At 68.0% G+C, this 26535-nt stretch carries 28 protein-coding genes, 1 pseudogene and 1 riboswitch; of the genes and pseudogenes, 15 read left to right on the forward strand and 14 right to left on the reverse strand.

The genetic code is table 11. From position 1 onward, the window contains the following. The first annotated feature begins 4 nt into the window (after positions 1-4). Positions 5-2149 (forward strand): 3-hydroxyacyl-CoA dehydrogenase NAD-binding domain-containing protein, encoded by a 2145-nt coding sequence (locus AC0KS4_RS02255; protein WP_238958315.1) that lies wholly within the window; start codon positions 5-7, stop codon positions 2147-2149. A gap of 71 nt (positions 2150-2220) precedes the next feature. On the opposite strand, the gene AC0KS4_RS02260 is transcribed toward AC0KS4_RS02255, so the two are convergent. Genes AC0KS4_RS02260 through AC0KS4_RS02270 form a run of 3 tightly spaced genes read right to left on the reverse strand, consistent with a single transcriptional unit; the run spans position 2221 to position 4979 of the window. Continuing rightward, positions 2221-2826, reverse strand: a complete 606-nt coding sequence (locus AC0KS4_RS02260) for a class I SAM-dependent methyltransferase (protein WP_238958314.1) — start codon at positions 2824-2826, stop codon at positions 2221-2223. A 28-nt stretch (positions 2827-2854) separates the two neighbouring features. Beyond that, positions 2855-3715, reverse strand: coding sequence for an LLM class F420-dependent oxidoreductase (locus AC0KS4_RS02265; protein WP_238958313.1), 861 nt, complete (start codon positions 3713-3715; stop codon positions 2855-2857). Between the two features lie 55 nt (positions 3716-3770). Then, on the reverse strand, positions 3771-4979 hold the full coding sequence (locus tag AC0KS4_RS02270; RefSeq protein ID WP_238958312.1) for an FAD-dependent monooxygenase: 1209 nt from the start codon (positions 4977-4979) through the stop codon (positions 3771-3773). A 79-nt stretch (positions 4980-5058) separates the two neighbouring features. Here AC0KS4_RS02270 and AC0KS4_RS02275 point away from each other — a divergent pair, with 79 nt between their 5' ends. From AC0KS4_RS02275 to AC0KS4_RS02290, 4 genes are all read left to right on the forward strand, one after another. Beyond that, positions 5059-5595 carry a TetR/AcrR family transcriptional regulator gene (locus tag AC0KS4_RS02275; protein WP_238958311.1) on the forward strand — a complete coding sequence of 179 codons (537 nt, stop codon included), beginning with the start codon at positions 5059-5061 and terminating at the stop codon, positions 5593-5595. 27 nt (positions 5596-5622) lie between these two features. Beyond that, positions 5623-6612 carry an LLM class F420-dependent oxidoreductase gene (locus tag AC0KS4_RS02280; RefSeq protein ID WP_238958310.1) on the forward strand — a complete coding sequence of 330 codons (990 nt, stop codon included), beginning with the start codon at positions 5623-5625 and terminating at the stop codon, positions 6610-6612. 83 nt (positions 6613-6695) lie between these two features. Then, positions 6696-7037 (forward strand): ArsR/SmtB family transcription factor, encoded by a 342-nt coding sequence (locus AC0KS4_RS02285; protein WP_238958309.1) that lies wholly within the window; start codon positions 6696-6698, stop codon positions 7035-7037. Between the two features lie 3 nt (positions 7038-7040). Next, the gene (locus tag AC0KS4_RS02290; protein WP_238958308.1) at positions 7041-7526 is read left to right on the forward strand and encodes an SRPBCC family protein; all 486 of its coding nucleotides are present in this window, start codon (positions 7041-7043) and stop codon (positions 7524-7526) included. Positions 7527-7592: 66 nt separating this feature from the next. On the opposite strand, the gene AC0KS4_RS02295 is transcribed toward AC0KS4_RS02290, so the two are convergent. Then, entirely contained in the window at positions 7593-7886 is a 294-nt protein-coding gene (locus AC0KS4_RS02295) for a putative quinol monooxygenase (RefSeq protein ID WP_238958307.1), read from the reverse strand. Positions 7887-8029: 143 nt separating this feature from the next. Here AC0KS4_RS02295 and AC0KS4_RS02300 point away from each other — a divergent pair, with 143 nt between their 5' ends. Together AC0KS4_RS02300 and AC0KS4_RS02305 are read left to right on the forward strand one after the other, a co-directional pair. After that, positions 8030-8443 (forward strand): Zn-ribbon domain-containing OB-fold protein, encoded by a 414-nt coding sequence (locus tag AC0KS4_RS02300; RefSeq protein ID WP_225327444.1) that lies wholly within the window; start codon positions 8030-8032, stop codon positions 8441-8443. A gap of 89 nt (positions 8444-8532) precedes the next feature. Then, the gene (locus AC0KS4_RS02305; protein ID WP_225327361.1) at positions 8533-9678 is read left to right on the forward strand and encodes a thiolase family protein; all 1146 of its coding nucleotides are present in this window, start codon (positions 8533-8535) and stop codon (positions 9676-9678) included. Between the two features lie 61 nt (positions 9679-9739). Here AC0KS4_RS02305 and AC0KS4_RS02310 read toward each other — a convergent pair whose 3' ends face one another. Together AC0KS4_RS02310 and AC0KS4_RS02315 are read right to left on the reverse strand one after the other, a co-directional pair. Continuing rightward, a complete protein-coding gene (locus AC0KS4_RS02310; protein ID WP_238958306.1) occupies positions 9740-11389 on the reverse strand; it encodes a DNA repair helicase XPB in 1650 nt (549 codons plus the stop codon). 108 nt (positions 11390-11497) lie between these two features. Continuing rightward, positions 11498-13756 carry a helicase-associated domain-containing protein gene (locus tag AC0KS4_RS02315; protein ID WP_238958305.1) on the reverse strand — a complete coding sequence of 753 codons (2259 nt, stop codon included), beginning with the start codon at positions 13754-13756 and terminating at the stop codon, positions 11498-11500. A gap of 120 nt (positions 13757-13876) precedes the next feature. Between AC0KS4_RS02315 and AC0KS4_RS02320 the strand changes: the two genes are divergently transcribed. From AC0KS4_RS02320 to AC0KS4_RS02335, 4 genes are read left to right on the forward strand one after another with little or no spacing between them, the layout of a single operon-like run. Then, positions 13877-14077 (forward strand): hypothetical protein, encoded by a 201-nt coding sequence (locus AC0KS4_RS02320; protein WP_225327358.1) that lies wholly within the window; start codon positions 13877-13879, stop codon positions 14075-14077. Positions 14078-14086: 9 nt separating this feature from the next. Then, positions 14087-14617, forward strand: a complete 531-nt coding sequence (gene moaC, locus AC0KS4_RS02325; protein WP_225327357.1) for a cyclic pyranopterin monophosphate synthase MoaC — start codon at positions 14087-14089, stop codon at positions 14615-14617. Further along, the gene (locus tag AC0KS4_RS02330) at positions 14614-15096 is read left to right on the forward strand and encodes a MogA/MoaB family molybdenum cofactor biosynthesis protein (RefSeq protein ID WP_225327356.1); all 483 of its coding nucleotides are present in this window, start codon (positions 14614-14616) and stop codon (positions 15094-15096) included. The genes moaC and AC0KS4_RS02330 overlap by 4 nt, the downstream gene beginning before the upstream one ends. Beyond that, the gene (locus tag AC0KS4_RS02335; RefSeq protein ID WP_225327355.1) at positions 15093-15518 is read left to right on the forward strand and encodes a molybdenum cofactor biosynthesis protein MoaE; all 426 of its coding nucleotides are present in this window, start codon (positions 15093-15095) and stop codon (positions 15516-15518) included. Before AC0KS4_RS02330 ends, AC0KS4_RS02335 begins: the two co-directional genes overlap by 4 nt. A 96-nt stretch (positions 15519-15614) precedes the next feature. Here the strand turns inward: AC0KS4_RS02335 and AC0KS4_RS02340 are convergent, their stop codons facing one another. The 4 genes from AC0KS4_RS02340 to AC0KS4_RS02355 form a co-directional block, all read right to left on the reverse strand. Beyond that, complete coding sequence (locus AC0KS4_RS02340) at positions 15615-16421, reverse strand: transglycosylase family protein (RefSeq protein WP_238958304.1); 807 nt, start codon at positions 16419-16421, stop codon at positions 15615-15617. 13 nt (positions 16422-16434) lie between these two features. Then, a riboswitch (cyclic di-AMP (ydaO/yuaA leader) is annotated at positions 16435-16620 on the reverse strand. A 232-nt stretch (positions 16621-16852) separates the two neighbouring features. Next, positions 16853-17131: a MoaD/ThiS family protein gene (locus AC0KS4_RS02345; protein WP_238958399.1), complete on the reverse strand. Its 279-nt coding sequence runs from the start codon at positions 17129-17131 to the stop codon at positions 16853-16855. Positions 17132-17135: 4 nt separating this feature from the next. Then, complete coding sequence (moaA, locus tag AC0KS4_RS02350; protein ID WP_238958303.1) at positions 17136-18227, reverse strand: GTP 3',8-cyclase MoaA; 1092 nt, start codon at positions 18225-18227, stop codon at positions 17136-17138. Further along, positions 18224-18631: a YccF domain-containing protein gene (locus AC0KS4_RS02355; protein ID WP_238958302.1), complete on the reverse strand. Its 408-nt coding sequence runs from the start codon at positions 18629-18631 to the stop codon at positions 18224-18226. The genes moaA and AC0KS4_RS02355 overlap by 4 nt, the downstream gene beginning before the upstream one ends. A gap of 165 nt (positions 18632-18796) precedes the next feature. Between AC0KS4_RS02355 and AC0KS4_RS02360 the strand changes: the two genes are divergently transcribed. The 3 genes from AC0KS4_RS02360 (at position 18797) to AC0KS4_RS02370 (ending at position 22274) form a co-directional block, all read left to right on the forward strand. Further along, the gene (locus tag AC0KS4_RS02360) at positions 18797-19204 is read left to right on the forward strand and encodes a cold-shock protein (protein WP_238958301.1); all 408 of its coding nucleotides are present in this window, start codon (positions 18797-18799) and stop codon (positions 19202-19204) included. 97 nt (positions 19205-19301) lie between these two features. Beyond that, on the forward strand, positions 19302-21254 hold the full coding sequence (locus AC0KS4_RS02365) for an acyl-CoA dehydrogenase family protein (RefSeq protein WP_225327350.1): 1953 nt from the start codon (positions 19302-19304) through the stop codon (positions 21252-21254). Positions 21255-21269: 15 nt separating this feature from the next. Then, positions 21270-22274, forward strand: coding sequence for a glutathione S-transferase family protein (locus AC0KS4_RS02370; RefSeq protein ID WP_225327349.1), 1005 nt, complete (start codon positions 21270-21272; stop codon positions 22272-22274). Positions 22275-22372: 98 nt separating this feature from the next. Here AC0KS4_RS02370 and AC0KS4_RS02375 read toward each other — a convergent pair whose 3' ends face one another. Then, entirely contained in the window at positions 22373-22861 is a 489-nt protein-coding gene (locus AC0KS4_RS02375) for a DUF2771 domain-containing protein (RefSeq protein WP_225327442.1), read from the reverse strand. A gap of 8 nt (positions 22862-22869) precedes the next feature. Continuing rightward, on the reverse strand, positions 22870-24519 hold the full coding sequence (locus AC0KS4_RS02380) for an MFS transporter (RefSeq protein WP_225327348.1): 1650 nt from the start codon (positions 24517-24519) through the stop codon (positions 22870-22872). A gap of 130 nt (positions 24520-24649) precedes the next feature. Between AC0KS4_RS02380 and AC0KS4_RS02385 the strand changes: the two are divergent. Beyond that, positions 24650-25432 (forward strand): annotated as a pseudogene (locus AC0KS4_RS02385) (DUF3027 domain-containing protein); the annotation flags it as partial. A gap of 176 nt (positions 25433-25608) precedes the next feature. Here AC0KS4_RS02385 and AC0KS4_RS02390 read toward each other — a convergent pair. Then, on the reverse strand, positions 25609-26073 hold the full coding sequence (locus tag AC0KS4_RS02390) for an SRPBCC family protein (protein ID WP_225327347.1): 465 nt from the start codon (positions 26071-26073) through the stop codon (positions 25609-25611). 23 nt (positions 26074-26096) lie between these two features. Then, positions 26097-26372: a DUF2530 domain-containing protein gene (locus AC0KS4_RS02395; RefSeq protein ID WP_225327346.1), complete on the reverse strand. Its 276-nt coding sequence runs from the start codon at positions 26370-26372 to the stop codon at positions 26097-26099. Between the last annotated feature and the right edge of the window lie 163 nt (positions 26373-26535).

Consider the following 26535-nt stretch of genomic DNA (forward strand, 5'->3'; position numbering starts at 1 on the left):
GGCCATGGCAGAGAACACAATTCAGTGGGATAAGGATGCTGACGGCATCGTCACTCTGACGATGGACGACCCCACCGGGTCGGCCAACGTGATGAACGAGCACTACAGCGAGTCGATGCACAACGCCGTCGAACGTCTTGTCGCGGAGAAGGATTCGATCACCGGTGTGGTGATCGCCAGCGCGAAGAAGACGTTCTTCGCCGGGGGTGACCTGAAGGGCATGATCAACCTTGGCCCCGAGAACGCCGGCGAGGCGTTCGACACCGTCGAGTCGGTCAAGCGCGACCTGCGCGCGCTGGAGACCCTGGGCAAGCCGGTGGTGGCCGCCATCAACGGCGCCGCGCTGGGCGGTGGCCTGGAGATCGCGCTGGCCTGTCACCACCGGATCGCCGCCGACGTCAAGGGATTGGTCGTCGGTCTGCCCGAGGTGACGCTGGGCCTGCTGCCGGGCGGCGGCGGGGTGACCCGTACCGTGCGGATGTTCGGCATCCAGAACGCCTTCATGAACATCCTGTCCCAAGGCACCCGCTTCAAGCCGGACAAGGCCAAGGAGATCGGCCTGGTCGACGAGCTCGTCGGCTCCGTCGAGGAATTGGTGCCCGCCGCCAAGGCGTGGATCAAGGCCAACCCGGACTCGCACGAACAGCCTTGGGACAAAAAGGGTTACAAGATGCCCGGGGGCACCCCGGCCAGCCCCGCGCTGGCGGCAAACCTGCCAGCGTTTCCGGCGCTGCTCAAGAAGCAGCTGAAGGGCGCCCCGATGCCGGCGCCGCGGGCCATCCTGGACGCGGCCGTCGAGGGCGCGCAGGTGGACTTCGACACGGCCAGCCGCATCGAAAGCCGTTACTTCACCCAGCTGGTCACCGGCCAGGTCGCCAAGAACATGATCCAGGCGTTCTTCTTCGACCTGCAGCACATCAACGGCGGCGGTTCCCGCCCCGACGGCATCGAGCCGGTCAAGATCAACAAGATCGGCGTGCTGGGTGCGGGCATGATGGGCGCCGGCATCGCGTACGTCTCGGCCAAGGCCGGCTTCGACGTCGTGCTCAAGGATGTCAGCCTCGAAGCCGCGCAGAAGGGCAAGGGTTACTCGGAAAAGCTTGAGGCCAAGGCGCTTCAGCGCGGCAAGACCACCGAGGAGAAGAGCAAGGCGCTGCTGGACCGCATCACGCCGGCCGCCAACCCCGCCGACCTCAAGGGCGTCGACTTCGTGATCGAGGCCGTCTTCGAGAACCAGGAACTCAAGCACAAGGTATTCCAGGAGATCGAGGACATCGTCGAGCCCAACGCGCTGCTCGGTTCGAACACCTCGACGCTGCCGATCACCGGTCTGGCGACCGGCGTGAAGCGGCAGGAGGACTTCATCGGGATCCACTTCTTCTCGCCGGTCGACAAGATGCCGCTGGTCGAAATCATCAAGGGCGACAAGACTTCTGACGAGGCGCTGGCCCGCGTGTTCGACTACACGTTAGCCATCGGCAAGACCCCGATCGTGGTCAACGACAGCCGCGGGTTCTTCACCAGCCGCGTGATCGGCACGTTCGTGAACGAGGCGCTGGCGATGCTCGGCGAGGGCGTGGCCCCGGCCAGCATCGAGCACGCCGGTTCGCAGGCCGGGTACCCGGCGCCGCCGCTGCAGCTGTCCGACGAACTCAACCTCGAGCTGATGCACAAGATCGCCGTAGCTAGCCGTAAGGCGGTGGAAGATGTGGACGCCGTCTATACGCCGCACCCGGCCGAGGCGGTGGTCGAGAAGATGATCGAGATCGGACGGCCCAGCCGTTTGAAGGGCGCCGGCTTCTACGAGTACGTGGACGGCAAGCGGACCCGGCTGTGGCCCGGTCTGCAGGAGACGTTCAAGTCCGGCAGCGCGGACATTCCGTTGCAGGACATGATCGATCGCATGCTGTTCGCCGAGGCGCTCGAGACGCAGAAGTGCCTGGACGAGGGCGTGCTGACGTCGACCGCCGACGCCAACATCGGCTCCATCATGGGCATCGGCTTCCCGCCGTACACCGGGGGTAGCGCGCAGTTCATCGTCGGTTACTCCGGTGCCGGCGGCACGGGCAAGGACGCCTTCGTGGCGCGCGCCAAGGAACTGGCCGCCAAGTACGGCGACCGCTTCCTGCCGCCCGCGTCGCTGACGTAAGCCCTACCGCGAGCAGACGCGGAATCGCACTGCGCGGGGATTCCGCGTGCGATTCTGCGTCTGCTCGACGGTCAGGGGCGCCTCTGGAACAGGTAGTAGCGAGCCGGGGTTTTCTCCGCGCGATCCAGCTCGCGTTCGGCACCCGCGGACAGCAATGTCCAGCTTTGCGTGAACCGCCGTTCCATCTCGGCGTGATCGACGCCGCGCACCCCGACCCGGCCGCCGGGCACGAACGCGACAATCAACAGCCGGGCACCCGGGGCCGCCACGGCGCTGATCTCCCGCACATAGGCGTCGCGATCCGCGTCGCTCATGTTGTGCAGGCACCCGTTGTCGACGATCAACTCGAAGTTCGCACCGATTCCGGCCTGGCTCAGCTGCGTGACGTCGGCCTGGACGAAGTCCACCGCCGCGCCGGCCGCGCCGGCCTTGGCCCGCGCCCGTTCGAGGGGTTTGGCCACGAAGTCGACCGCGGTGACTTTCCAGCCGTGTTGGGCGAGGTAGATCGAACAGTCCCCGGTACCGCATCCGAGTTCAAGGGCGGACCCGGCGGGAAGCGCGGCGGCGTCGCGGGTTCCCTCGACCAGGTCCCGGACGCTTTGGGCGAGCGGATGACCGTCCCACGGGGTGAAACCGATGCGATAGAAGATCCGAAACAGCGTCTGCTTGGAAGCCATAGCTCACCCTAAGCGTGCCGGTCACCTTTCATCGGGTGGCGGCGGCGATCCGGCGCCATTCCTCCCGCGGGAAGGCCCTCGGGTCGGCCCGCAGCACCTGCACGCAGACGTGATCGGCGCCGGCGGAACGATGCTCGGCGACCCTGCGCATGATGGCGTCTTCGTCACCCCAGGCGATGATCGCGTTGAAGAGCCGGTCACTCACCTGCGCCACATCATCTTCGGAGAAGCCGCTGCGCAGCAGGTTGTTGGCGTAGTTGGGCAACGCCAAATAGGACCGCAGCCACTCAATTCCGATCTGGCGCGCCTCGTCGGGGCTGTCGGTCAGGATCACCGTCTGCTCCGGCAGCAGCAGCGGACCCTGCCCCAAAGCCGAACGCGCAGAAGCGGTGTGGTCGGGAGTGACGAGGTAAGGATGGGCGCCCGCGGCGCGGCTCGCGGACAGCTTCAGCATCTTCGGTCCGAGCGCGGCAAGAACCCGGCGCTCGGTGGGAACGGGCCGCGGCGCGGCATCCAACCCGTCCAGGAAGGTCGCCGTCGCCGCCAGCGGTTTGCGGTAGCGCCCGGGCTGGCCGGCATCGATCAGCGGTGCGTGGCTGACGCCGATTCCCAGCAGGAAGCGGTCCCCGTGCTCGGCGGTCAGCGTCGCATAGGACTCGGCGACGTCGCCGGGCGCGTGCATCCACAAATTCAGGATGCCGGTCGCGATCACGGTCCGTTTGGTCGCGGCGAGCAGATGACCCACCGAGTCGAACACCGGGCCGCCGACGTCGGGTATCCACAGCGCAGGGAAGCCGAGTTCATCGAGTTCGGCTGCCGCGTCGGCGGATTCGGCCGGGTCGCCGTAGCGCAGCTGACTGCTCCAGATCCCAACACCGGTCAGTTCCATCTGAGGCCTTCCCTTCTTGGCATGCGCTTCGGTCCGCGTCCTACCGGACATGCTGTCAGACGTCGCATCCGGCGTAGTCGGGGACCGGCATCGAATCGTGCATGCGGACGCCCTTGGTGTTCAGCTTGGCCAGCGACCGGGACAGCGACCTGGGCATCGCCGAGATCAGTTGGGCTCCACGGGTTAACGCCCAGACTCCAGCGCGGGAACCGGGGATGATGCCCTTGGCGGCGCCGCGGGCGAAGGACCGGCTTCGATGCACCGGTTCGCGCATCTGCAGTTCGTAGGCGGCGAAGGCGCGCAGGTGGTCGCCGTCGGCCCGGGCGAGCTCTCCGGCCAGCACGTAGGCGCCGAGGACGGCGAGGCTGGTGCTGCCGCCCACCGCCGGCCCGGGGCAGTATCCGGCGTCGCCGACCAGGGTGACGCGGCGGCGCGACCACCTGTCCGTGCGCAGCTGGGTGATGGAGTCGAAGTAGAAGGTGGGCGTGCGCTCGATTTCGGCCAGCCAGCCGTCCACCTGGTCATGCATTCCGGCGAACGCGTCACGCAGTAAGTCCTTCTGCCGCAACACATCGCGGTGGTCGTAGTCCAAACCCTCCTTATTGCGAAACAGGAACACCACCCGCGCGTCGTCCAAGTGGTCCGCGGTGTAGATCCCGGCGAAGCGGCCGACGCCGACGTGGCCGACCATCTCGCCGGGCTCGACCAGCGTTTTGGGCGCCGACAACACCGACAGGTATCCGCCGAGGAAGCGCGTCAGGCCGGCCTCCTCGCCGAAGGTGAGGCGCCGAACGTTGGAATGCAGGCCGTCGGCGCCGACGATGACGTCGAAGCCGCGCGCCGGGGAGCGCTCGAACGTCACGGTGCCGTCGTGCTCGATCGCGGTGATCGAATCGCCGAACAGGTACTCGACGTCGTCGCGGGCGGCGTCGTAGTAAATCTCGCTGAGGTCGTCGCGCATGATTTCCACGTGCCGGTCGGAGCTGGCGGCGTAGATCTTGGTGAGGTCGATCTCGGTGGCCCGCGGCCGGCCTTCCCGGTACAACGCCATCCGGTTCGTTCCGGTGGCCAACGACTCGATGCGCGGCAGGACGCCCATCTTCGCCGAGATCTCCATCGCGGGACGGAACAAGTCGACGGCGTGGCCGCCGGTTTTGCGCAGTGCCGGGGCGCGTTCGACGACGGTGACGTCGAAGCCGTAACGGGACAGCCAGTACGCCAGGACCGGGCCGGCGACGCTGGCGCCGGAAATGAGTATCCGCACGATCCACCTCCCGACTTACTTAACGTTCGGTAAGCATAACATCTCACTTACCGATCGGTAAGTCAGATAAGCTCTGGGGGTGAGCAGGCCCCGGTCGGACACGCGCGAGCGGATTCAGGAGGCCGCTCGCGAGCTGTTTCTGCAGCGGGGCGTGCAGCGCACCAGCCTGCAGGACATCGCCAACCAGTTGGGCATCACCAAACCCGCGCTGTACTACCACTTTCCGTCACGCGAGGACCTGGTGCGCAGCATCCTGGTGCCGCTGATCGACGAGGGCGAGCGATTCGTCGCCGACCACGAGGGCCGCGGCGCCGTCGATGCGCGCGAGTTGTTGAAAGGCTATTTCGATTTTCACTACCGGCACCGCCGGGATCTGGTGCTGTTGCTGACCGAGTTGTCGACGCTTATCGATTTGGACCTCATCGACACCGTGCTCGCGTGGCGCGAGCGGTTGGCGCGGCTGGTGTTCGGCGAGACGCCGACGCTCGCGCAGTCCACCCGCGCGGTCGTCGCGTTCGGCGGGTTGCAGGACTGCTGCGTGCAGTTTCCCGACGCGCCCCACGGGGAGTTGCGGGAGAAGTCCGTGGCGGCCGCACTTGACGCGCTGCGTGGCTGAGATCTGGCCGGGCTAAGGTCCGTTGGTATGCGCTTCGGTCTCTTCATTCCGCAAGGCTGGCGAATGGATCTGGTCGGCATCGAACCCGAGAAACACTGGGCGGTGATGCGCGACCTGGCCGATTACGCGGATCGGGGGAGTTGGGACTCGCTGTGGGTCTACGACCATTTCCACACCGTGCCGGTGCCCACCGGGGAAGCCACCCACGAAGCGTGGTCGCTCATGGCCGCGTACGCGGCCACCACGTCTCGGATCAAGCTCGGCCAGATGTGCACGGCGATGAGCTACCGCAACCCGGTGTACCTCGCCAAGGTGGCGGCGACGGCCGACATCATCTCCGGTGGCCGGATTCAGATGGGCATCGGTGGCGGCTGGTACGAACACGAATGGCGCGCTTACGGTTACGGATTCCCGTCGGCGGGCGTGCGGTTGGGCCGGTTGGACGAGGGCGTCCAGATCATGCGCGACGCCTGGCGTGACGGCAAGGTCAGCTTCGACGGCAAGCACTACCAGGTGGACGGCGCGGTCGTCTCGCCTAAGCCCTTGCAAGACAACGGAATTCCGCTTTGGATCGCCGGCGGTGGCGAGAAGGTGACCTTGCGTATCGCCGCACGGTACGCGCAGTACACCAACTTCACGCCCGAGCCGGAGACGTTCGCCCACAAGTCGCAGGTGCTGGCCGAGCACTGCCGCGACATGGGCACCGACTTCGACGCCATCGTGCGTTCGGCCAATGTCAACGCCGTCGTCGGCACATCGGAGGCCGACGTCAAAGACCGGCTGCAACGGGTCCGCGACCGCATGGTCGGTTACGTCGGCGAGACCGCCGCGGATGCGATGATCGCCGGCACCAGCGGGCCGGATTCGGCAACGGGCACACCGGAACAGGTCATCGAGCGCCTGACAAAGCTCCGCGACCTCGGTTGCGAGTACGCGATCTGCTATTTCCCCGAGGCTGCCTACGACCGCTCGGGCATCGAGCTGTTCGAACGAGAGATCATTCCCGCGCTGAGCTAGTTGCGGCGCCGGCCGGTGGGCCGGGTGAGCTCGCCCGGGCGCGGGGTTGACAATCTACAACCGTTTGGTTGTACATTTGCTTCATGTCCGACGACGACGCAGACCGGGTGGACGCCTTGTTCCACGCGCTTGCCGACCGGACCCGGCGCGACATCATGCGCCGGACCCTGGCCGGGGAACACTCGGTGTCGAAGCTCGCACTGAAGTACGACATGAGCTTCGCGGCCGTGCAGAAGCACGTCGTCGTGCTCGAGAAAGCCGGCTTGATCACCAAACGACGGAGCGGTCGCGAGCAGCTGGCCACGGGTGACGTGGCGGCGGTGCGGTCGGTGGCGTCGATGCTGGCTGAGTTGGAACAGGTTTGGCGCGACCGCATCGCGCGCATCGACGAACTCATTTCATCGGACTCGACCAAGGAGGACTGAACCGTGCCCGTGACCGACGTCCAGCAGGACCTCGACAACCTGACCCTGACCATCACCGCCCACTTCGCCGCGCCGGTGGAGCGAATCTGGCAGGTCTACGCCGACCCGCGTCAGCTCGAGAAGGTGTGGGGCCCGCCCACCTACCCGGCGACTGTGGTCGACCACGACCTCAGGCCCGGAGGCCGCACCACGTACTTCATGACCGGCCCGGACGGCGACCGGCATGCCGGATACTGGGAGATCACCGCCGTCGACGAGCCGACGAGCTTCTCCTTCGTCGACGGCTTCGCCGACCTGGACTTCAACCCCGACCCGGGGCTGCCGGTCGCCACGAACGTCTACACCTTCACCGAGCACGAAGGCGGCACTCGCGCGATCTACGTCAGCACTTTCGCCTCCGCCGAGGCGCTTCAGCAGGTGTTGGACATGGGCGTGGTCGAGGGCACCTCATCGGCAATCAGCCAGATCGACGACCTGGTTGCCTGCTGAATTCGCGCCGACGCCCGAACGCTAGCGGTAGCGCAGCCCTGTCAGCATCAGTGCGGCGCCGCGAGGTCAGACGTCGGTCGTGACGTATCTCGTCTTGACCGGGGGCGCGGCCAGCAACGGAGGCAGCTGGGTCAGCTTTCCTTCGCCGGCGCGAAACGCGCGGTACGCCTCGTCGTGCTCGACCGCCTCCCAGATCTCATAGATGAGCCAGTGCGCTTCGTCGTCCTCGTCGACGAGCACGTCGGTGCGAACGTTGCCGTCGAATGCCCGGGTGTCTTGCAGCGCCCGGCCCATCAGCTCGCGCCCCGCGGCGACCTCGTCGGGCTTGAACCTGAGCTCGAGTATCACGGTGACCGTCATGGCGCCAACATATCTCCCCCGCGCTGCCGCCGATGTTCAGCCGTTGTGCGGCGACGAGAATGTGGTTTCCACTTTTCGGAAAGCTGTTATACGGTTCAGTGAGTTCTGTTGGCGGAATGTCGACGATCCTGGAGGATCCCCCGATGCAGAAGGCGCTAGCCCCCGAGATCTCTACCTGGCCCGATGAGAGCCCGCAGCTGATCGGCAGCCGATGCGGCAGCTGCGAGGCCACCACCTTCCCCGTGCAGCAGTGGTGCCCGCGTTGCAGCGGCGGCGAGATGTCCGACGTGTTGTTACCGCGCCGCGGGACGCTGGTGGCGTGGACGACGCAGGGCTTCCCCCCGGGAGCCCCCTACATCGGCCCGGCCGGAAAGGACTTCGTCCCGTTCGGAGTGGGTTTGGTCCAGCTCGGTGACGTCATCCGCGTCGAAGGGCGGTTGACCGAGAACGACCCGGCCAAGCTGCAGTTCGGCCAGGAAGTCGAACTCACCATGGTGCCCCTGGCCACCGACGACGAGGGCGCCGAAATCATGACCTTCGCGTTCCAGCCGGTCTAGCGGCGGGCCGCTGCCAGTTATCCGTGGCGATCGCGAGCGCGGCGGCGCCGGGCGAAGCGGGTCGCGACAAGTTATCCAGGAGGATTGAGATGACCAACGACGTCGCCATCATCGGCGTGGGCCTCCACCCGTTCGGCCGGTTCGAGAAGACCGCGATGCAGATGGGCGCCGAAGCCGTCCAGCTGGCGCTCAAAGACGCCGGAGTGGACTGGAAAGACATCCAGTTCGGATTCGGTGGCAGCTATGAGGTCTCCAACCCCGACGCCGTGACCCGCCTGGTCGGGCTGACCGGCATCACCTTCACCAACGTGTTCAACGCCTGCGCCACCGCGGCCAGCGCCATCCAGCAGACCGCCGACACCATCCGGCTGGGCAAGTACGACATCGGAATTGCCATCGGCCTCGACAAACACCCGCGCGGGGCGTTCACCGACGACCCCGCCAAGCTGGCGCTGCCGCAGTGGTACGCCAACAACGGGCAGTTCGTCACCACCAAGTTCTTCGGCATGAAGGCCAACAAGTACATCCACGACCACCACATCTCCCAGGAGACGTTGGCGCGGGTGGCCAACAAGAACTTCCGCAATGGTGCGCTGAACCCGAATGCCTTCCGGCGCAAGGAGATTTCCGTCGAGGAGATCCTCGCCTCGCCCGCGCTGAACTACCCGCTGACCCAGTACATGTTCTGCGCGCCCGACGAGGGGGCCGCGGCGGTCATCATGTGTCGCGCCGACATGGCCGAGAAGTTCACCGACAAGCCGGTCTATGTGCGCGCCTGCGAAATTCGGACGCGACGGTTCGGCGCCTACGAGGTGCACGCCACGTCGGCGCCCCTGGACGAGGACGCATCGCCGACGGTGTACGCGGCCAAGGCCGCCTACGAGGCGGCCGGCATCGGACCCGAGGACGTCGACGTCGCGCAGCTGCAGGACACCGACGCCGGCGCCGAGGTGATCCACATGGCCGAGACCGGCCTGTGCGCGGACGGCGAACAGGAGAAGCTACTGGCCGACGGCGCCACCGAGATCCACGGCTCAATACCCGTCAACACCGACGGCGGGCTGATCGCCAACGGCGAGCCGATCGGCGCGTCGGGGCTGCGGCAGATGCACGAACTGGTGCGCCAACTGCGCGGCGAGGCCGGGGAACGTCAGGTGCCCGGCGATCCCCGCGTCGGCCTGGCGCAGGTGTACGGGGCGCCCGGCACCGCGTCGGCGACCATCCTGTCTCGGTAGCGCCAGCAGACACAAAAGCCCCCGAAACAATGGAGTTTCGGGGGCTTTTGCGTTCCCTAGTCTAGATGGCCGGGCCCAGGAGGTCGTCGGCGTCGCGGATGATGTAGCCGTAACCCTGCTCGGCCAGGAAGCGCTGCCGGTGCGCGGCATACTCGGCGTCCAGGCTGTCGCGCGCCACCACGGAATAGAAGATGGCGCCGCCGCCGTCGGCCTTGGGCCGCAGTAACCGGCCCAGCCGCTGCGCCTCTTCCTGGCGCGAGCCGAACGTTCCCGAAACCTGCACGGCCACCGCGGCTTCCGGCAAATCGATGGAGAAGTTGGCGACCTTGGACACCACCAGCGTGTTCACCTCGCCGCGGCGGAAGCCGTCGAACAGCTCTTCGCGTTCCTTGGTCCGCGTCGAGCCCTGGATCACCGGGGCGCCCAGCTCGGCGCCCAGCTCGTCGAGCTGATCGAGATACGCGCCGATCACCAAGGTCTGCTCGCCCGGATGCTTCGCCAGAATCGTTTTGACCACAGCGATTTTGGTGTGCACCGTCGAGCAGAGCTTGTAACGCTCTTCGGGTTCGGCGGTGGCGTACATCATCCGCTCGTTGTCGGTCATGGTGACCCGCACCTCGACGCACTCCGCCGGCGCGATCCACCCCTGCGCCTCGATGTCCTTCCATGGCGCGTCATAACGTTTGGGGCCGATCAGGGAGAACACGTCGCCCTCGCGGCCGTCCTCGCGCACCAGCGTGGCGGTCAGGCCGAGGCGCCGCTTGGACTGCAAGTCGGCGGTCATCCGAAACACCGGCGCCGGCAACAAGTGGACCTCGTCGTAGATGATCAGTCCCCAGTCGCGGCTGTCGAAGAGTTCGAGGTGCCGGTACTCGCCCTTGGTGCGGCGAGTGATCATCTGGTACGTCGAGATGGTGACGGGCCGAATCTCCTTGCGCTCACCGGAATATTCGCCGATCTCCTCCTCGGTGAGCGAGGTGCGGGCGATCAGCTCGCGCTTCCACTGTCGCGCCGCGACGATGTTGGTGACCAAAATCAGCGTTGTCGCACCGGCTTTCGCCATCGCGGCGGCCCCCACCAGCGTCTTACCGGCGCCGCAGGGAAGCACCACGACACCGGAGCCACCGGACCAGAACGAGTCGGTGGCCATCTGCTGGTAGTCGCGCAGGTGCCAGCCGTCCTGGGCCAGGCTGATCGGATGCGCCTCTCCGTCGACGTAGCCCGCGAGATCCTCTGCGGGCCAACCGATCTTGAGCAGCATCTGCTTGACCCGGCCGCGTTCGCTGGGGTGGACGATGACGGTGTCGTCGTCGATCCGGGCGCCGAGCATCGGCGCGATCTTCCTGTTGCGCAGCACCTCCTCGAGCACCGCGCGGTCCAGGCTCACCAGGGTGAGACCGTGCGCCGGGCTTTTCACCAGCTGCAAGCGGCCGTAACGGGCCATGGTGTCGACGATGTCGACGAGCAGCGGCTGCGGCACCGCGTAGCGGGAGAAGGAGACCAGCGCGTCGACGACCTGTTCGGCGTCGTGGCCGGCGGCGCGGGCGTTCCACAGCGCCAGCGGCGTGATGCGGTAGGTGTGCACGTGCTCGGGTGCGCGTTCCAGCTCGGCGAACGGCGCGATGGCGGCCCGCGCCGCGCCGGCCTGCTCGTGGTCCACTTCGAGCAGCACCGTCTTGTCGGACTGCACGATCAACGGTCCGTCAGTCATTTAGGCGCCACTTCTCCTCATCGCTTCGCTCTGCATCGTCGTCGGCGCGCATCTAGGCGCCACTTCTCCTCATCGCTTCGCTCTGCATCGTGCCCGGCATGCCATTCATTATCGGCCGGGGGCCGACACCACCGACGTGATGCGGTGGATGGCGAAGTCGCGCAGCCTCCCCGAAGCCGAATCAAAGGCCACCAGCTGACCGCCCCGGACGGTGATCGGCGACACGACGCGCTGGGTCGCCACGCCGGCCGCGTCTAGATAACCGATCACCAGGGTGCCTTGTTCCCTGGCGGCGCGCTGCAACAGGGTCATGGTGGCCGCCGGGTCGACGCGGATGTTGCCGAACGGTGCGGCGGTGACCTTGCGCAGCACCGCGACGACCGCCTGCAGGCTTTCGCTGTTGGGGCGCCGCACGGGGCGATACGGGCGGCGTTGCTGCGGCGTGGCCACCCGGGCGCCGCGGGGCCGGACGTCGACGATGGCGCCCGTAGAGTCTTCGGCCGCCGGGGCGAAGCCGGCCGCTCGCAGCGCGGCGAGCACCTCGCCGATCGGCGCCGGCGACACCGCCACCGTGGGGGCCAGGGCGCGCAGCTGCACGTCTTCGGTCGCGGGAGCGGCCACGGCCTGGGCAAGCAGCGCCGGATCCTCGCAACGCACGAACGACGCGGCCATGCCGATCCGCAGCTGCCCGTGCCTGCGCGCGACGTCGTCGATGAGGTAGGTAAGCCCTTGGGGCACTGGTGTTTTGGAGTGTTTGGCGAACAGGGCGTGCATCCAGTCGCGGGTCTTGCCGACGTCGAGCGCATGCCGGATCGACTGTTCGCTGACGCGGTACACCATTGCCGTCCCGGCCGATTCGACGGTGGCCACCGTGGCGAGTTGCTCGGCCAGGTCGCGCTGCAGCGGGCCGGGCACGACAACGGTCAGGTCCGCCTGCACCAGGAAGTGATCGACCGGTTTGGGTAGCGCCCGGGCCATCGCGTCGATCGCGGCCTGCGGATCGGCGTCCACGTCCAGCAGCGCCCGGCCGGGCGTGCTGATCGCCCCGCGCCCCACCAGGCCCATGGCATGGCATTCGGTGAGCAGATCCCCGACGGGCCCCGGCTGTAACCGCTTGGCCCAGCGCGGCCGCCGCCAGATCAGCGCGGCCGATGCTTCCGCCGCGTTGACACCGGCGCCGGGCGGGAGCTCAGACAACATACCGAGCAACAGTCGGCGATCCAGCGGTGCGGCCGTGGAATACAGGGCATCGGTAAGAGCCCCATAGGGTTTGGCGTCGGGGCTGCGCGTACCGATCAGCGTCGGGCGGCTGGGAAGGTCGAGCCAACTGCCGGCCAGCAGCTGCCAGCGCTCGGCGGTGGACAGCGCGGCGAACCGGTCGGTGGCGACCGTCGGCGCCCAGTACGGTGCCTCACCGACGGTGGGTTCGGGGTCAGGCATGCCGCTGGCGATCAATCCGGCGGCCGCGGCGACTTCCAGGATCAACCCCAGCCGCGGCTCGTCGATGCCGGTCACCTTGCTCAGCCGCTTGACGTCCCGGATTCCCAGGCCCCCGCTGCGCAGCTCGGAAACCGGTGCGGCGGAAAGTGTTTCGAGTAGGACGTCGAGTTCGCGCAGCAGGTCGATGGCCGCTCCGGCGGCGGTCGCGTCGGCATCGTCGGCCGTGGCGGTCGACACAACCGGGTCGGGCGCGGTCAGCTGCATGGGACCGGGCTGCTCGCCGCGCAGCACCTGTCCCACGTAGCGGGGCAGGATCACGGTCTCGGCGTCGATGCGCCGCAACAGACCCATCGCCAGCAGCTGGGGCACCGGGCGGTCCGCCGGTGCGCCGGGCGCGGCGTCACGGGTGCGGCCCATCGGCGAACCTTCGAGGAGTTTCTCCAGCACCTCGAGCTGCGCCTGGTTGAGGTCGTCGATCAGGCCGGCGATCTGCTCGGCGCCGCGCGAGGTGTCCTCGAGAATGACCTGCCCCGGATGCCACGGCATTCCGGTCCCGGCGTCCGGGGCGACCCGCAGCGCGGTCTCGCCCCAGACCAGGACGCGTTGCCGGAGGTCGTCGACCGCGTCGAGGACGTCGCCTTCGGAGGCGCGGTCCCCGATGAGCGCCAGCAGCTTCGCGGTCGGCACCGGTTCCGCGTCGGCCTGCAGCACCAGCAGCGCGTCGAGCACCGCCAGCCGCAGGAAGTCGAGGTCGTCGGTGGCAGCCTTGATCGACTGGCGGGCCTGAGCTCGGGCCGCCAGCGCGGCGATGCTGCCGGGCGGGGGCTGGGCGAGGTCCGGCCGTAATTCCAGCAGTCGGATCAGGCGCTCGTCGGGCAACTCGGCCAGCCACGACCCCAGCGGGATATCCGGGGTGTTGTCGGTCATCGCTGACCAGCGTAAAGCAGGTGGCCGGTACCCAGCAGACAGCAAAGCGGCGGGCGCCCGGCGACTCGAACCTACGGTCTTGCGCCACGCGCGTCGGGGCCACCTGTCAGAATGGACCTCGTGGCTGACACTGCTGAGGGCAAAGCTCGCAAATCCAAGTATGTCGACAACGGCTGGCCGACGACGGACCCCGACGACCACGCGGTCAGTGAACTCGTGACCGACCGGACCGGTGCGCTGTCGCCCTTCGGCGAGCTGACGTTCCCGCTGCCCTCCACCGAGCTGCCCTACCTGCACCCGGTCACCGTCGTCAATCGGTAGGTCTCCCACATGGCTAGGGCCTCTGAGGCCTCGAAAGCCTCGACGACCTGGGCGTCGGGAGAATCCCACCCGGGTGCGCTGTCACACGTGGACGACCAGGGGGCGGCGCACATGGTCGACGTCAGCGAGAAGGTAGCCACCAAGCGGACCGCCGTCGCCGCGGGCGCCCTGCGCACGTCGGCCCACGTAGTCGCCCTGATCTCGACCGGGGGCCTGCCCAAGGGCGACGCGCTGGCCACCGCCCGGGTGGCGGGTATCCAGGCGGCAAAGCGCACCAGCGATCTCATCCCGCTCTGCCATCAGCTCGCGCTGACCGGGGTCGACATCGACTTCGACGTCGCGGAGTCGGACATCGAGATCACCGCGACGGTGCGCAGCACCGATCGCACGGGGGTGGAGATGGAAGCGCTGACCGCCGTCGGCGTCGCGGCCCTGACGCTCTACGACATGATCAAAGCGGTCGACCCGGCCGCGCGGATCGATGACATTCGAGTCCTGCGCAAGGAAGGCGGCAAAACCGGAATGTGGACGCGGTCATGAGCACCCGATCGGCCCGCGTCATCATCGCCTCGACCCGGGCGTCGGCCGGACAGTACGAAGACCGATGCGGGCCGATCATCACCGAATGGCTGACGCAGCGGGGCTTTTCGCCCGGGGAGCCGGAGGTGGTCGCCGATGGCCCACCGGTCGGTGATGCGCTGCGCAAGGCGATCGATGACGACGTCGACGTCATCCTCACCTCCGGCGGCACCGGCATCTCACCCAGCGACAGCACGCCGGACCAGACTGTGGCCGTCATCGACTACCTCATTCCCGGACTGGCGGAGGCAATCCGCCAGTCGGGCCTTCCGAAGGTGCCGACGTCGGTATTGTCCCGCAGCGTGTGCGGGGTGGCCGGGCGGACCCTGATCGTCAACCTGCCGGGTTCCCCGGGTGGGGTGCGCGACGGGCTCGGGGTGCTGGCCGACGTGCTCGACCACGCGCTCGATCAACTCGCCGGTAAAGACCACCAGCGATGACGTTGGTCGTGCGCGCAGCCATGACCGAGCACCCGATTTTTCTGGCTGAGCATGAGGAACTGGTCGGCCACCAGTCGGCCGGGGCCATCGTCGGGTTCGTCGGCATGATCCGCGACCACGACGTCGGGCGCCGGGTGGTGCGGCTGGAGTACTCGGCGCACCCGTCGGCCGCGCAGGTCATGGCCGACGTGGTGGCCGATGTGGCGGCGCAGTCCGGCGGCGTGCGCGCCGTCGCCGCCAGCCACCGAATCGGTGTGCTGCACATCGGAGAGGCGGCATTGGTGGCGGCGGTCGCCGCCGATCACCGGCAGGCGGCATTCACCACCTGCGCGCAGCTGGTCGACACCATCAAGGCGCGGCTACCGGTGTGGAAGCACCAATTCTTCGCCGACGGCACCGAGGAGTGGGTGGGTTCGGCCTGACGCCGTGGCGATCTCAGCCCCCCGCAGCCGCGCCATGCCCGACACGCCCCGAACAGGAGGGTTTTCGGGGCGTGCGGGGAATCTGGCGGTAGAGCCTCAGGCGTTGGGCGACGGCTGCGCCAGGGCGTCCAGCGCGTCGTTCCCCTGAACGTCCTGTGCCCGAATCGCTTCCCACAGCTGCTGGGTGTAGCTGGCGTCGGACGCGAGTTCCGGCATGCCGGCCGGGACGAATCCGCGGAAGTCCGCGTCCGCGACGGGCGCGTCCGCCAGAGGTGCGGGCGGCGTCGCTTCGGCCGGGGGCGCGGGGGGCAGATCGGCCGGCGGTGCGGCGTCCGCGGGCGCAGCGGGGGGCAGCTCGGCCGGAGGCGCCGGCAAATCTGCCGGGGGAGCGTCCGGTGCCGGACGGTCGAAGGAGGCCAGCTGCACCGGAGCGGGCGGCGGGGCGTCTTGCGGGGGAGCGTCAGGCGCCGGTGCACCGTTGATGCCGGGCGCGTCCAGCGGGGCGTCCAGGCCGGCTGGGGCGGGTGCCTCGCGCGGGCTGGGAGCCGACAGCGGGCCGCCGCAGACGGGCCATGCGCCGCGACCCTGGGTTGCCAGCACCCGCTCGGCGACGGCGATCTGCTGTTCCTTGGTGGCAAGCTCGGCCGACGGGGCGTATTGGCCGCCGCCGTGTGCCGACCACGTGCTGGCGCTGAATTGCACCCCGCCGTGGTAGCCGTTGCCGGTGTTGATGGCCCAGTTGCCGCCGGACTCGCAACGGGCTACCTGGTCCCATTCGCCGTCGGTGGCCGCGGCCGCCTGGCCGGCTAGGGCGATGCTGCCGCCACCAAGCACTGCGCCCGTAAAGGCGATCTTGGCGACGTTGACACTGGATGCGGTGGGCTTACGGTGACGTCCGCTCATGCGCGCCGATGTATTCCTCTCTCGTCACGCGCCTGCGAGGTCAGCTGTCGGGTTCGGGTTGGAGAGGCCACCCGGCCGACGTGGTCGTCGAAACGACGACGCCGACTTCACCCCTAGGAGCCGCGAGCGGCCCCAGTCCGATCACGGTGGACCGGTGGGTCCCCCGTCTCCATCCATGAGTTGGTTGCCCCCGCCTATTGGATGGAGCTCGGCGCGATAGGGAGGGGAGGTCCGCCAATCGGGATAGCTGGCGAGCCTTCGGAGACCGTAACGGTTTCTGTTGGTCGCGTCACGTGTCGCGACACCTGGCGTTTCGCTCTCGGCCATCTGCGAAAACCGCAGCAACACACGGTATTTGCGCAGGTCATTACACGCGAGATTGGACCGTGATCGCGCCGTTATCGTTCCGTTATGTGAGATGTTTCACAGTTTCAGCCGCCGGAAAAGGGCGGCAAGACATCGATCGTGTCACCGGATCGCAACGTTGTGGTCTCGTCGCGCACGGCGACCCCGTCGCACAGGTAGGAGCATCGGCTCAACACGGTGGCGAGGCTCGATCCGCGCGTGGCCAGCCGCTCGACCAGCTCGCCAAGCGTGGTGCCGGGGCGCACCACCAGCGTCTCCGCCTCGACGCCCGCGGCCGCGTGGGCGGCCGCGAAGTAGCGCACCGTCACTCCGATACCGGTTTCCTGGACGGGGGGCTGCCCCATGGGGCTAGCCACCGATCGCGCTCATCGGTCGGTCGGGCTGGATGAAGTTCGGGTCGTTGATGCCGTGGCCCGCGGGCTTGCCCCACATCGCGGTGCGCCACGCCGCCTCGATCGCCTCGTCGGGCGCGCCGTTGCGCAACAGGCCCCGAAGGTCCGTCTCTTCCTTCGCGAATAGGCAGCTGCGGATCTGCCCGTCGGCCGTCAACCGGGTGCGGTCACACGTCGAGCAAAACGCGTGCGAGACCGATGCGATGACACCCACCTTGCCGCCCGGCGTGCCGGGGCCCTCGTCGACCAGCCAGAGCTCGGCGGGAGCGGACCCGCGCGGCGCCGGGTCGGGCCGCAGCCGGAAATGCGGGCGCAGCGCGGCCAGCACGTCGTCGGCGCTCAACGCCGCCTCGCGGCGCCATTGGTGCCCGGCGTCCAGGGGCATCTGCTCGATGACGCGCAACTGGTAGCCGTGCTCGAGGCAGAACCGCAACAGCTCCACCACGTCCTCGCGACCGGTCGCGGGGTCGAGCACGGCGTTCACCTTCACCGGCGCCAGGCCGGCCTCGTGGGCAGCAGCCAGCCCTTCCAGCACGTCGTCGAGGCGATCGCGGCGGGTAATGGCCGCGAAATGCTGCCGATCCACGGTGTCCAGCGACACGTTGACGCGGTCCAGCCCCGCCCGGGCGAGCCCGGCGGCCCGCCGCGCCAGCCCGACGCCGTTGGTGGTCAGGGAGATCTCGGGGCGCGGCCGCAACGCGGCCGCCGCGGCGATCACCTCTTCGAGGTGGCGCGCCAGCAGCGGCTCACCGCCGGTGAACCGCACGTTGGTGACCCCCAACCGGGTGACCGCGATGTCCATCAGCCGGGCCAACTCGCCGGCCGTCAGCAGTTGCTCGCCCGGCAGCCAGTCCAGGCCCTCGGCGGGCATGCAGTAGGTGCACCGCAGATTGCAGCGATCGGTCAGCGAGATCCGCAGATCCGTGGCGACCCGCCCGTAGGTGTCCACCAACGGGCCCGCGGACGGTGCTTCGGCGACGACACGGTCACCGGCCGGGCCGTCAGGGCGGCTCCGCACCGTCGGGAAACCCAACGCCGTCAGGGTCATGCGGCCACCGGCGCCGCGTAGTGAACCGGCGAGTCGAGGGGAACGATCTCCTTGCCCAGCGGCATCAGCGACACCGGAATCAGTTTGAGATTGGCCAGCGCCAGCGGAATGCCGACGATCGTCAGCGCCATCGTCACCGCGCTGACTAGATGACCGACCGCCAGCCACAGCCCGAACAGCACCACCCAGATGATGTTTCCGATCAGCGCGCCGGACCCGGAGGTCGGCTTGGCGACGATCGTGCGGCCGAACGGCCACAGCGCGTAAGAGGCGATGCGCAGCGACGCGAAGCCGAACGGGATGGTGATGATCAGCAGAAAGCTGATGAGCGCCGCAACGAGATATCCGGCGGCCAACCACAGGCCACCGAACAGAAGCCAGATGATGTTCAGGATCAGGCGCATATCTCCTCCGCGGGTAATACCAAGCGTACCGAGTGACGAATAACGGGGGTGCTCGTTAGGCACGCATCCGAGTAGGATCAGACTCTTAATACGGCGTCCTGCGCAGGCGGGACGCTTATTGTGTTGCCTATTTCTATTGATCCGTTAGACAAGCAGGTGAGACCAGTGCCGACCGGCAAGGTTAAGTGGTACGACGCTGACAAGGGCTTCGGCTTCCTGTCACAAGAGGGCGGCGAAGACGTCTACGTCCGCTCGTCGGCGCTGCCCGCCGGGGTCGAGGGGCTCAAGGCCGGCCAGCGGGTGGAATTCGGTATCGCCTCCGGACGCCGCGGGCCGCAAGCGTTGAGCCTCAAGCTGATTGAGCCGCCGCCCAGCCTGACCAAGGCGCGGCGCGAGGCGCCTGCCGAACACAAGCACAACCCCGACGAACTGCACGGCATGGTCGAGGACATGATCACGTTGCTGGAAAGCACCGTGCAGCCCGAGCTGCGCAAGGGCCGCTACCCCGACCGCAAGACGGCGCGCCGGGTCTCCGAGGTGGTCAAGGCCGTGGCACGGGAGCTCGACTCCTAACGCGCCCGACTCAGCCAATTTGCCGGCGACGGCTCGGTGACGAGCCGCAGATGGGGTACTCCACACCCCATGACGGTCGTCTAGCAAGGAGGCTGCGATGGCACAGCAAGCGCAGGTCACCGAGGAACAGGCGAGAGCGCTCGCCGAGGAGTCTCGCGAAACCGGTTGGGATAAACCGTCCTTCGCAAAGGAATTGTTTCTCGGTCGTTTTCCGCTGGAGCTGATACACCCGTTCCCCACGCCCACGGAAGCCGACGAGACCCGCACCCGGGCGTTTCTCGACAGCGTGCGCGAGTTTCTGGAGACCGTCGACGGCAGCGTCATCGAACGCGATGCGCAAATTCCCGACGAGTACGTGAAGGGACTGGCCGACCTGGGCTGCTTCGGGATGAAGATTCCCGCCGAATACGGCGGCCTGGGCATGTCGCAAGTCGCCTACAACCGGGCGCTGATGATGGTGACGAGCGTTCACCCCAGTCTCGGCGCACTGCTGTCGGCGCATCAGTCCATCGGGGTGCCCGAGCCGCTCAAACTCGCCGGGACCCCCGAGCAGAAACAGAAGTTCTTGCCGCGCTGCGCCGCCGGGGCCATATCGGCGTTTTTGCTCACCGAACCCGACGTCGGCTCCGATCCCGCCCGATTGGCGTCGACGGCGACCCCCATCGAGGACGGCCAGGCCTACGAACTCGACGGCGTGAAGTTGTGGACTACCAACGGTGTGGTCGCCGAGCTGCTGGTGATCATGGCCCGGGTGCCCCGCAGCGAAGGGCACCGCGGCGGCATCAGCGCCTTCGTCGTCGAGGCCGATTCACCCGGGATCACCGTGGAGCGGCGCAACAAATTCATGGGCCTGCGCGGCATCGAGAACGGCGTCACCAGGCTGCACCGCGTTCGGGTCCCGCGCGAAAACCTGATCGGCTCCGAAGGAGACGGTTTGAAGATCGCGTTGACCACGCTCAACGCCGGACGGTTGTCGATCCCCGCCAGCGCGACGGGCTCATCGAAGTGGGCGTTGAAGATCGCGCGCGAATGGTCCGGTGAGCGTGTCCAGTGGGGCAAGCCGCTGGCCGAGCACGAAGCGGTGGCCCGCAAGCTCTCGTTCATCGCCGCCACCAATTACGCGCTGGACGCCGTGCTCGAGCTGTCCGCGCAGATGGCCGACGAAGGGCGCAACGACATCCGGATCGAGGCGGCGTTGGCCAAGTTGTGGTCCAGCGAGATGGCCTGTGTGATCGCCGACGAGGTCATGCAGATCCGCGGTGGACGGGGCTATGAGACCGCGGAGTCGCTGGCCGCGCGGGGCGAACGCGCCGTGCCCGTCGAACAGGCGGTGCGGGACCTGCGGATCAATCGCATCTTCGAGGGGTCCAGCGAGATCATGAGGCTGCTTATCGCGCGCGAGGCGGTCGACGCGCACCTCGCCGCGGCCGGCGACCTCGCCAAGCCCGACACCGGCCTGCGGCAGAAGGCCGCCGCGGCGGTTGGTGCGAGCGGATTCTACGCAAAGTGGTTGCCGCAGCTGGTTTTCGGTGAAGGTCAGCGACCGCGGGCCTACCACGAGTTCGGCCCGCTGGCGGCACACCTCCGGTTCATCGAACGCTCCAGCCGCAAGCTCGCCCGGAACACGTTCTACGGCATGGCGCGCTGGCAGGCCAAGCTGGAGCAGCGGCAGGGATTCCTCGGCCGCGTCGTCGACATCGGCGCCGAGTTGTTCGCGATGTCCGCGGCTTGCGTGCACGCGGAGTCGCAACGTGCCGCCGATCCGGTGGTGGGCCAGCAGGCCTACGAGCTGGCCGAAACATTCTGCGCCCAAGCGACGCTGCGGGTGGAGACGCTGTTTCATGCGTTGTGGGACAACACCGACGGCAGCGATGTGCAGCTGACTCGCAACCTGCTGCAGGGCCGGTACAGCTGGCTGGAGGCCGGGATCATCGATCAGTCCGAGGGCACCGGGCCGTGGATCGCCCACTGGGAAGAGGGTGCGTCGACTGAGAACAACCTGGCCCGGCGATTCTTGTCCAGCGACCGCTCGGCAACGAGCCCGCGTTGAGCCACGATGGAAGACATGGCTTCCTACATCGCGCAAGCAGGCGAGTTCAACCGCGACACCGACTACATCACCACCCGCATCACCGCCGCCGGGCGCGACGGCTACCCGGTCGAGCCCGGCCGGTACCGGCTCGTCGTCGCCCGCGCGTGCCCGTGGGCCAACCGCGCCATCATCGTCCGCCGGTTGCTGGGCCTCGAAAGCGTGCTCTCCATTGGCTTTTGCGGCCCCACCCACGACGAGCGCAGTTGGACGTTCGATCTCGATCCCGGCGGTGTGGATCCGGTGCTGAAGATCCCGCGGTTGCAAGACGCCTACTTCAAGCGGTTCCCCGACTACCCGAAGGGGATCACGGTCCCGGCGATCGTCGACGTACCGACCGGCGCGGTGGTCACCAACGACTTCGCGCAGATGACGTTGGATCTGTCGACGGAGTGGTCGGCGTACCACCGCGACGGAGCGCCCGAGCTCTACCCCGAGCGGCTGCGCGCCGAAATCGATGAGGTCAACAAGAGGGTCTACACCGAAATCAACAACGGCGTGTACCGGTGCGGCTTCGCCGGCGCGCAGGAGGCTTACGAAGCCGCCTACGATCGGCTGTTCGCCGCGTTGGATTGGGTGAGCGATCGGCTGACCAACCAGCGTTACCTGGTGGGCGACACCATCACCGAGGCCGACGTGCGGTTGTTCACCACCTTGGCCCGCTTCGACCCGGTGTATCACGGGCACTTCAAGTGCAATCGCAGCAAACTGAGCGAAATGCCGGTGCTGTGGGCTTACGCGCGCGACCTGTTCCAGACGCCGGGCTTCGGGGACACCATCGACTTCGTCCAGATCAAGCAGCACTACTACATCGTCCACGCCGACATCAACCCCACCCGCATCGTGCCCAAGGGCCCCGACCTGTCCGGGTGGTTATCCCCGCACGGACGAGAGAGTTTGGGCGGCAAGCCTTTCGGGGGCGGGACGCCCCCGGGCCCGCCGGTCGAAGGGGAGCGGGTGCCCGCCGGCCACGGGGCGTAGCGTTCGCGGGGCTTGAAATTTTCTCGCCGAACGTCGACTTGTTGCGCGAAATCGCCTGGGGTTGTGCGACAACACCTCCACGTTGGGCGCGCTAGGGCTCAGAACGTCAGGCGCACAGACCATTCCGCATGCGGGACATCGCGGAGTTCGCCCGCCGGGTCCACCGCCAACGTCAGCAACTGCACGACGATCCCGGCCAGCCGACCGCGATGCGGGTCGACCGGGGGAATAGTCACGGCGAGCCGGGTGCCCGGCCGAAAGATGGTGCTGGTGCTGTTCGTTGGATCCTCATATACCTGCACCAGGCGCCAGGGCGCCCGGTAGATGGCATCGGGCACCGAGAGCTGAATCGGATAGCGCTCGCTGACGTGGAGCTCACCCTGGGTCTGCGGCGTGTCACAGTCTTCGAGGTTGAGCACGTTGCAGTAGAGGTAGGGCCCCACCCGGGCCAGGTGACCATGCGAATACGCGCTGATCTCGGGGCGTTGCGGACCGGAGCGCCCTACCAGTAGCCACGTGCCGACTCCGACACCCACACAGAGCAGAGCCATCAGGCAGGCCAGCAGCACGGCCACGCCGCGGTTGATTCGGGGTTTCACTCGGCGACCACCGCCGGACTGCCGACGCCGCGACGGGTGCCCTCTTGCTCGACCATGATGGGCCTATTACCTCCCAGGCCGGGAATCAGCGAGTTGCCGCGGAAGCTGACCAGCGTCTGCGCCAGGCCCGGGATGAGCAGGGCAGTGACCGCGGTGAATCCGACCCACAGTTCGGTGTACACCAACACACCCACGGCGCCGCCGAGGACCCAGGCCAACTGCAGCGTCGACTCCGAGCGCCCGAAACCCGATGCCCGGGATTCCTCCGGCAGATCGTTCTGCAACGAGGCGTCCAGGGACGCCTTCGCGATCGCGCTGGCCCCCGACGTCACCAGCGTGGCGATCGCGGCCAGCATCAGGTTGCCGGCCACCGAGGCCGCCAATGCGACCGCGCTCACCGCCAGCGTGCAGCGCACCACCAGCACGGCGGGCCGGCCCAGTTTGAGGCGCGCGCTGGTGAAGTTGCCGACGAAGTTGCCGATGCCGGCCGCCGCGCCGATCACCCCGAGTATGGCGACCTGCGCCCACCCGCTGGCGTCATGCGCCTTGGCGACGAATGCCGGATACAAGAACAGAAACCCCACCATGACCTTGATGGTGCAGTTACCCCACAGCGAAGTAATGATGTTGCGGCCCAACGGTTGCCGAAGTGCCCCGCTGACCTCTTTGTGCCAGCTTCGGCGCAGGGGTTCGCTGTCCTGGCGGTAGCTCAAGGTGGCGGGGACCTCACCGGCGGTCACCTCGACCCAGCGCGGGATCCGCATGGACAGCGCCGCGCCGGCGATCGTGACCGCGACGACGACGAACAATGCGCCGGGCAGCTTGAACAGGTGCGTGCAGACGAATTCGACGCCCCCGGCGATGGCGCCCCCGGCGATGGTGCCGCCCAGCAGACCGAACATGGTCAGCCGCGAGTTGACCCGCACCAGGTCGATGGTCGGCGGCATCACCCTGGGTGTCACCGCGCTGCGCAGCACGCTGAACGACTTCGAGAACACCATCATGGCCAGCGCGCACGGGTACAGCACCATCGACGGGTAGCTCCCGCTGGCGCCGTCGTAGTTCATGATCAGCACCAGCGCCAACGCCGTGCGTAGGGCGAACGACGCGGCGAGCGCGACGCGGCGCCCGTGCTGCAGCCGGTCCAGCGCCGGACCGATGAGGGGGGCGATCACCGCGAACGGCGCGATGGTGATCAACAGGTACAGCGCGACGCGGCCCTTGCTCTCCCCGGTCGCCGCCGCGAAGAACAACGTGTTGGCCAAGGCGACGGCCATCGCGGCGTCCACCGCGAAGTTGGCCACCGTGGGCCAGGTGAGCGCCGTCAGACCGGACTTGTCGGCGCCGTCGGCCGTGGCCGCGCGCTGCACCATCCAATACATCCGGGAACCCATTTCGCGGCTGCGCAGCGCCGCGGCGCGGGTGACGGTGATCCGCTCGCCGGGAGTCGGGGCACGAGGGGGCGCGCCGGTGCTGTGGTCCGGCTCCGCCTGGTGGCTCAGCGGGGGCAGATAGCGGTTGGCGCTCGGCATCGGCGGTGGGCGGCGCGTCCGGCGCTGGGCGCCGTCGCCGGCAGGGTAGTTGGCCGCGCCCGGATGTTGTGCGGCAACGCCATTGGGGGCCCGGCGGCCCGGCCTGGAGCCCACCCGGCCCGGATCGCCTTGCCGCCGCCCAGACACTCCCCGATTCTCCCCTATGCCGGCGACATGCGTCTGCAGGTAACGGGGCGTGGCTCGTCAACCTAGTATTGGAACCGCAATGCAGACAGAAGACAGCGTGACCAGACCCATCGAGGGATCGCCCGTGGCGACCGTGGGCGAGTGGCCCGAACGGTTGGCGGCGGTGCTCACGGGCGCGGCGGACCAGGCCAGGGCCGCCGTTGTGGAGTTCAGCGGGCCGGAGACGCTCGGCGACTATCTGGGCGTCAGCTACGAAGACCCGAACACCGCCACCCACCGGTTCCTGGCGCATCTACCGGGCTACCAGGGGTGGCAGTGGGCCGTGGTTGTGGCCGCCTATCCCGGCGCCGATCACGCCACCGTGAGCGAAGTGGTGCTCGTCCCGGGCCCGACGGCGTTGCTGGCGCCGGAATGGGTGCCGTGGGAGCAGCGGGTGCGACCCGGGGACCTCAGCCCCGGGGACCTGTTGGCCCCCGCCGCCGACGATCCTCGGCTGGTTCCCGGCTACACCGCCAGCGGGGACCCACAGGTCGACGAGACCGCCGCCGAGATCGGGCTGGGCCGACGCTGGGTGATGAGCGGCGAGGGACGTGCGGAGGCGGCCGAACGCTGGCACACCGGCGACTACGGCCCCGACTCGCCGATGGCGCGATCCACCAAGCGGGTGTGCCGCGACTGTGGCTTCTTCCTGCCGCTGTCGGGATCCCTGGGGGCCATGTTCGGCGTGTGCGGCAACGAGCTGTCGGCCGACGGGCACATCGTCGACAAGCAGTATGGCTGCGGTGCGCACTCGGACACCCCGGCGCCGGCGGGCACCGGGTCCCCCGCGTACGAGCCCTACGACGACGGGGTGCTGGACGTCACCCAGGCGCCGGTCGAGCCGACGGCGCCACCGGAGCCGTCGGAGCCGCCCGAAACGTCGGAGCCGTCGGAGCCGTCGGACACGTCAGAAGCTCAGCCGGAGGCGGTGACCGAAACGCCGGAGGCGGAATCCGAAACCGGGTCGGCCGAGTCCGAGCAGCAGCCCGCGCCGGAGAACCAGAGCGAGACCCCCGACTAGCCCCGTGCGGCGCCTTCTGCGGCGGCCTTGATGCGCGCCAAAGAGGCGTTCATGCCGTCGAGCAATTCGTGTTCGAAATTATCGGTGCCGCCGAAGAGCGCTTTGACCGACAGGTTCGAAAACGCGGTGACGCCGTTTTCGGCGTGGCGGCTCTCGATCACCCGGGTGCCCTCGCCGGCCGGCTCGAGCTCATAGCTCCAGATGGTGTTGTTGGTGTCGACGCGGAACGCGAGTTTGCGGTCCGGGACGATCTCGACCACCGTGCAGGTGGTCGGCCAGAACATTCGATTGCGACGGTTGAGGTTGAGGGTGCGGGTGCCCTGACGCACCGGGCCGAAAGGCTTCATCCAGCGGCACTGCGGACTCCATTCCGGCATGCGCCGAAGATCGGAAATCAATTCCCACACTTTGGCAACCGGTGCGTTGATGTCGACGTGCGCTTGCAATAGCGGGGCTACCATCGCTCCTCCAACAGGTCAGCGAATCATCTTTGGTCGAGGTAATTTTCGAGTCCGGCCTGGGCGCCGCGCGCGCCACGGCGGGCCGCCGCAAGCTGCAGCAAGAAAATGGTCGTGCCGAGCACCCCCACGCCCAGCCCGGCCAGCGTCACCGGGCGCCAGCCCGCCAGAGCGGGCACCAGGAACGCCGCGGCCGCCGCGATCACCCATCCCAGCGCTCCGAGCGCGATGAACGGCCAGGCGTGCACCAGTACCGCGGGCAGGGGCGGCGCCGTGCGGTTGTGGCCAGGTTCGGCGGACATCGCGATTAACATAGCCCGCCGCCGGCGCCCGCTGGCGCCGCGCCCATTTGCCGAAACGGACCGTCGAAGGTTCCGAGCAGGACGGGGTGGCGCGCAGCTAAGCGTTTCGATGAAGTTTCGTGCGGTTTAGTGAACGCCCGTCGTTCACCGGTTGGTGTCCCGG

The sequence above is a fragment of the Mycobacterium sp. NTMscope_MAC_12 genome (genome assembly GCF_976985675.1).

Coding starts and splice junctions, on each gene's coding strand:
- AC0KS4_RS02255 (WP_238958315.1), top strand. CDS start 5: ATGGCAGAGAACACAATTCAGTGGGATAAGGATGCTGACGGCATCGTC.
- AC0KS4_RS02260 (WP_238958314.1), bottom strand. CDS start 2,826: ATGGCTTCCAAGCAGACGCTGTTTCGGATCTTCTATCGCATCGGTTTC.
- AC0KS4_RS02265 (WP_238958313.1), bottom strand. CDS start 3,715: ATGGAACTGACCGGTGTTGGGATCTGGAGCAGTCAGCTGCGCTACGGC.
- AC0KS4_RS02280 (WP_238958310.1), top strand. CDS start 5,623: ATGCGCTTCGGTCTCTTCATTCCGCAAGGCTGGCGAATGGATCTGGTC.
- AC0KS4_RS02285 (WP_238958309.1), top strand. CDS start 6,696: ATGTCCGACGACGACGCAGACCGGGTGGACGCCTTGTTCCACGCGCTT.
- AC0KS4_RS02295 (WP_238958307.1), bottom strand. CDS start 7,886: ATGACGGTCACCGTGATACTCGAGCTCAGGTTCAAGCCCGACGAGGTC.
- AC0KS4_RS02300 (WP_225327444.1), top strand. CDS start 8,030: ATGCAGAAGGCGCTAGCCCCCGAGATCTCTACCTGGCCCGATGAGAGC.
- AC0KS4_RS02305 (WP_225327361.1), top strand. CDS start 8,533: ATGACCAACGACGTCGCCATCATCGGCGTGGGCCTCCACCCGTTCGGC.
- AC0KS4_RS02310 (WP_238958306.1), bottom strand. CDS start 11,389: ATGACTGACGGACCGTTGATCGTGCAGTCCGACAAGACGGTGCTGCTC.
- AC0KS4_RS02315 (WP_238958305.1), bottom strand. CDS start 13,756: ATGACCGACAACACCCCGGATATCCCGCTGGGGTCGTGGCTGGCCGAG.
- moaC (WP_225327357.1), top strand. CDS start 14,087: ATGGCTAGGGCCTCTGAGGCCTCGAAAGCCTCGACGACCTGGGCGTCG.
- AC0KS4_RS02330 (WP_225327356.1), top strand. CDS start 14,614: ATGAGCACCCGATCGGCCCGCGTCATCATCGCCTCGACCCGGGCGTCG.
- AC0KS4_RS02335 (WP_225327355.1), top strand. CDS start 15,093: ATGACGTTGGTCGTGCGCGCAGCCATGACCGAGCACCCGATTTTTCTG.
- AC0KS4_RS02340 (WP_238958304.1), bottom strand. CDS start 16,421: ATGAGCGGACGTCACCGTAAGCCCACCGCATCCAGTGTCAACGTCGCC.
- AC0KS4_RS02345 (WP_238958399.1), bottom strand. CDS start 17,131: ATGGGGCAGCCCCCCGTCCAGGAAACCGGTATCGGAGTGACGGTGCGC.
- moaA (WP_238958303.1), bottom strand. CDS start 18,227: ATGACCCTGACGGCGTTGGGTTTCCCGACGGTGCGGAGCCGCCCTGAC.
- AC0KS4_RS02355 (WP_238958302.1), bottom strand. CDS start 18,631: ATGCGCCTGATCCTGAACATCATCTGGCTTCTGTTCGGTGGCCTGTGG.
- AC0KS4_RS02365 (WP_225327350.1), top strand. CDS start 19,302: ATGGCACAGCAAGCGCAGGTCACCGAGGAACAGGCGAGAGCGCTCGCC.
- AC0KS4_RS02370 (WP_225327349.1), top strand. CDS start 21,270: ATGGCTTCCTACATCGCGCAAGCAGGCGAGTTCAACCGCGACACCGAC.
- AC0KS4_RS02390 (WP_225327347.1), bottom strand. CDS start 26,073: ATGGTAGCCCCGCTATTGCAAGCGCACGTCGACATCAACGCACCGGTT.
- AC0KS4_RS02395 (WP_225327346.1), bottom strand. CDS start 26,372: ATGTCCGCCGAACCTGGCCACAACCGCACGGCGCCGCCCCTGCCCGCG.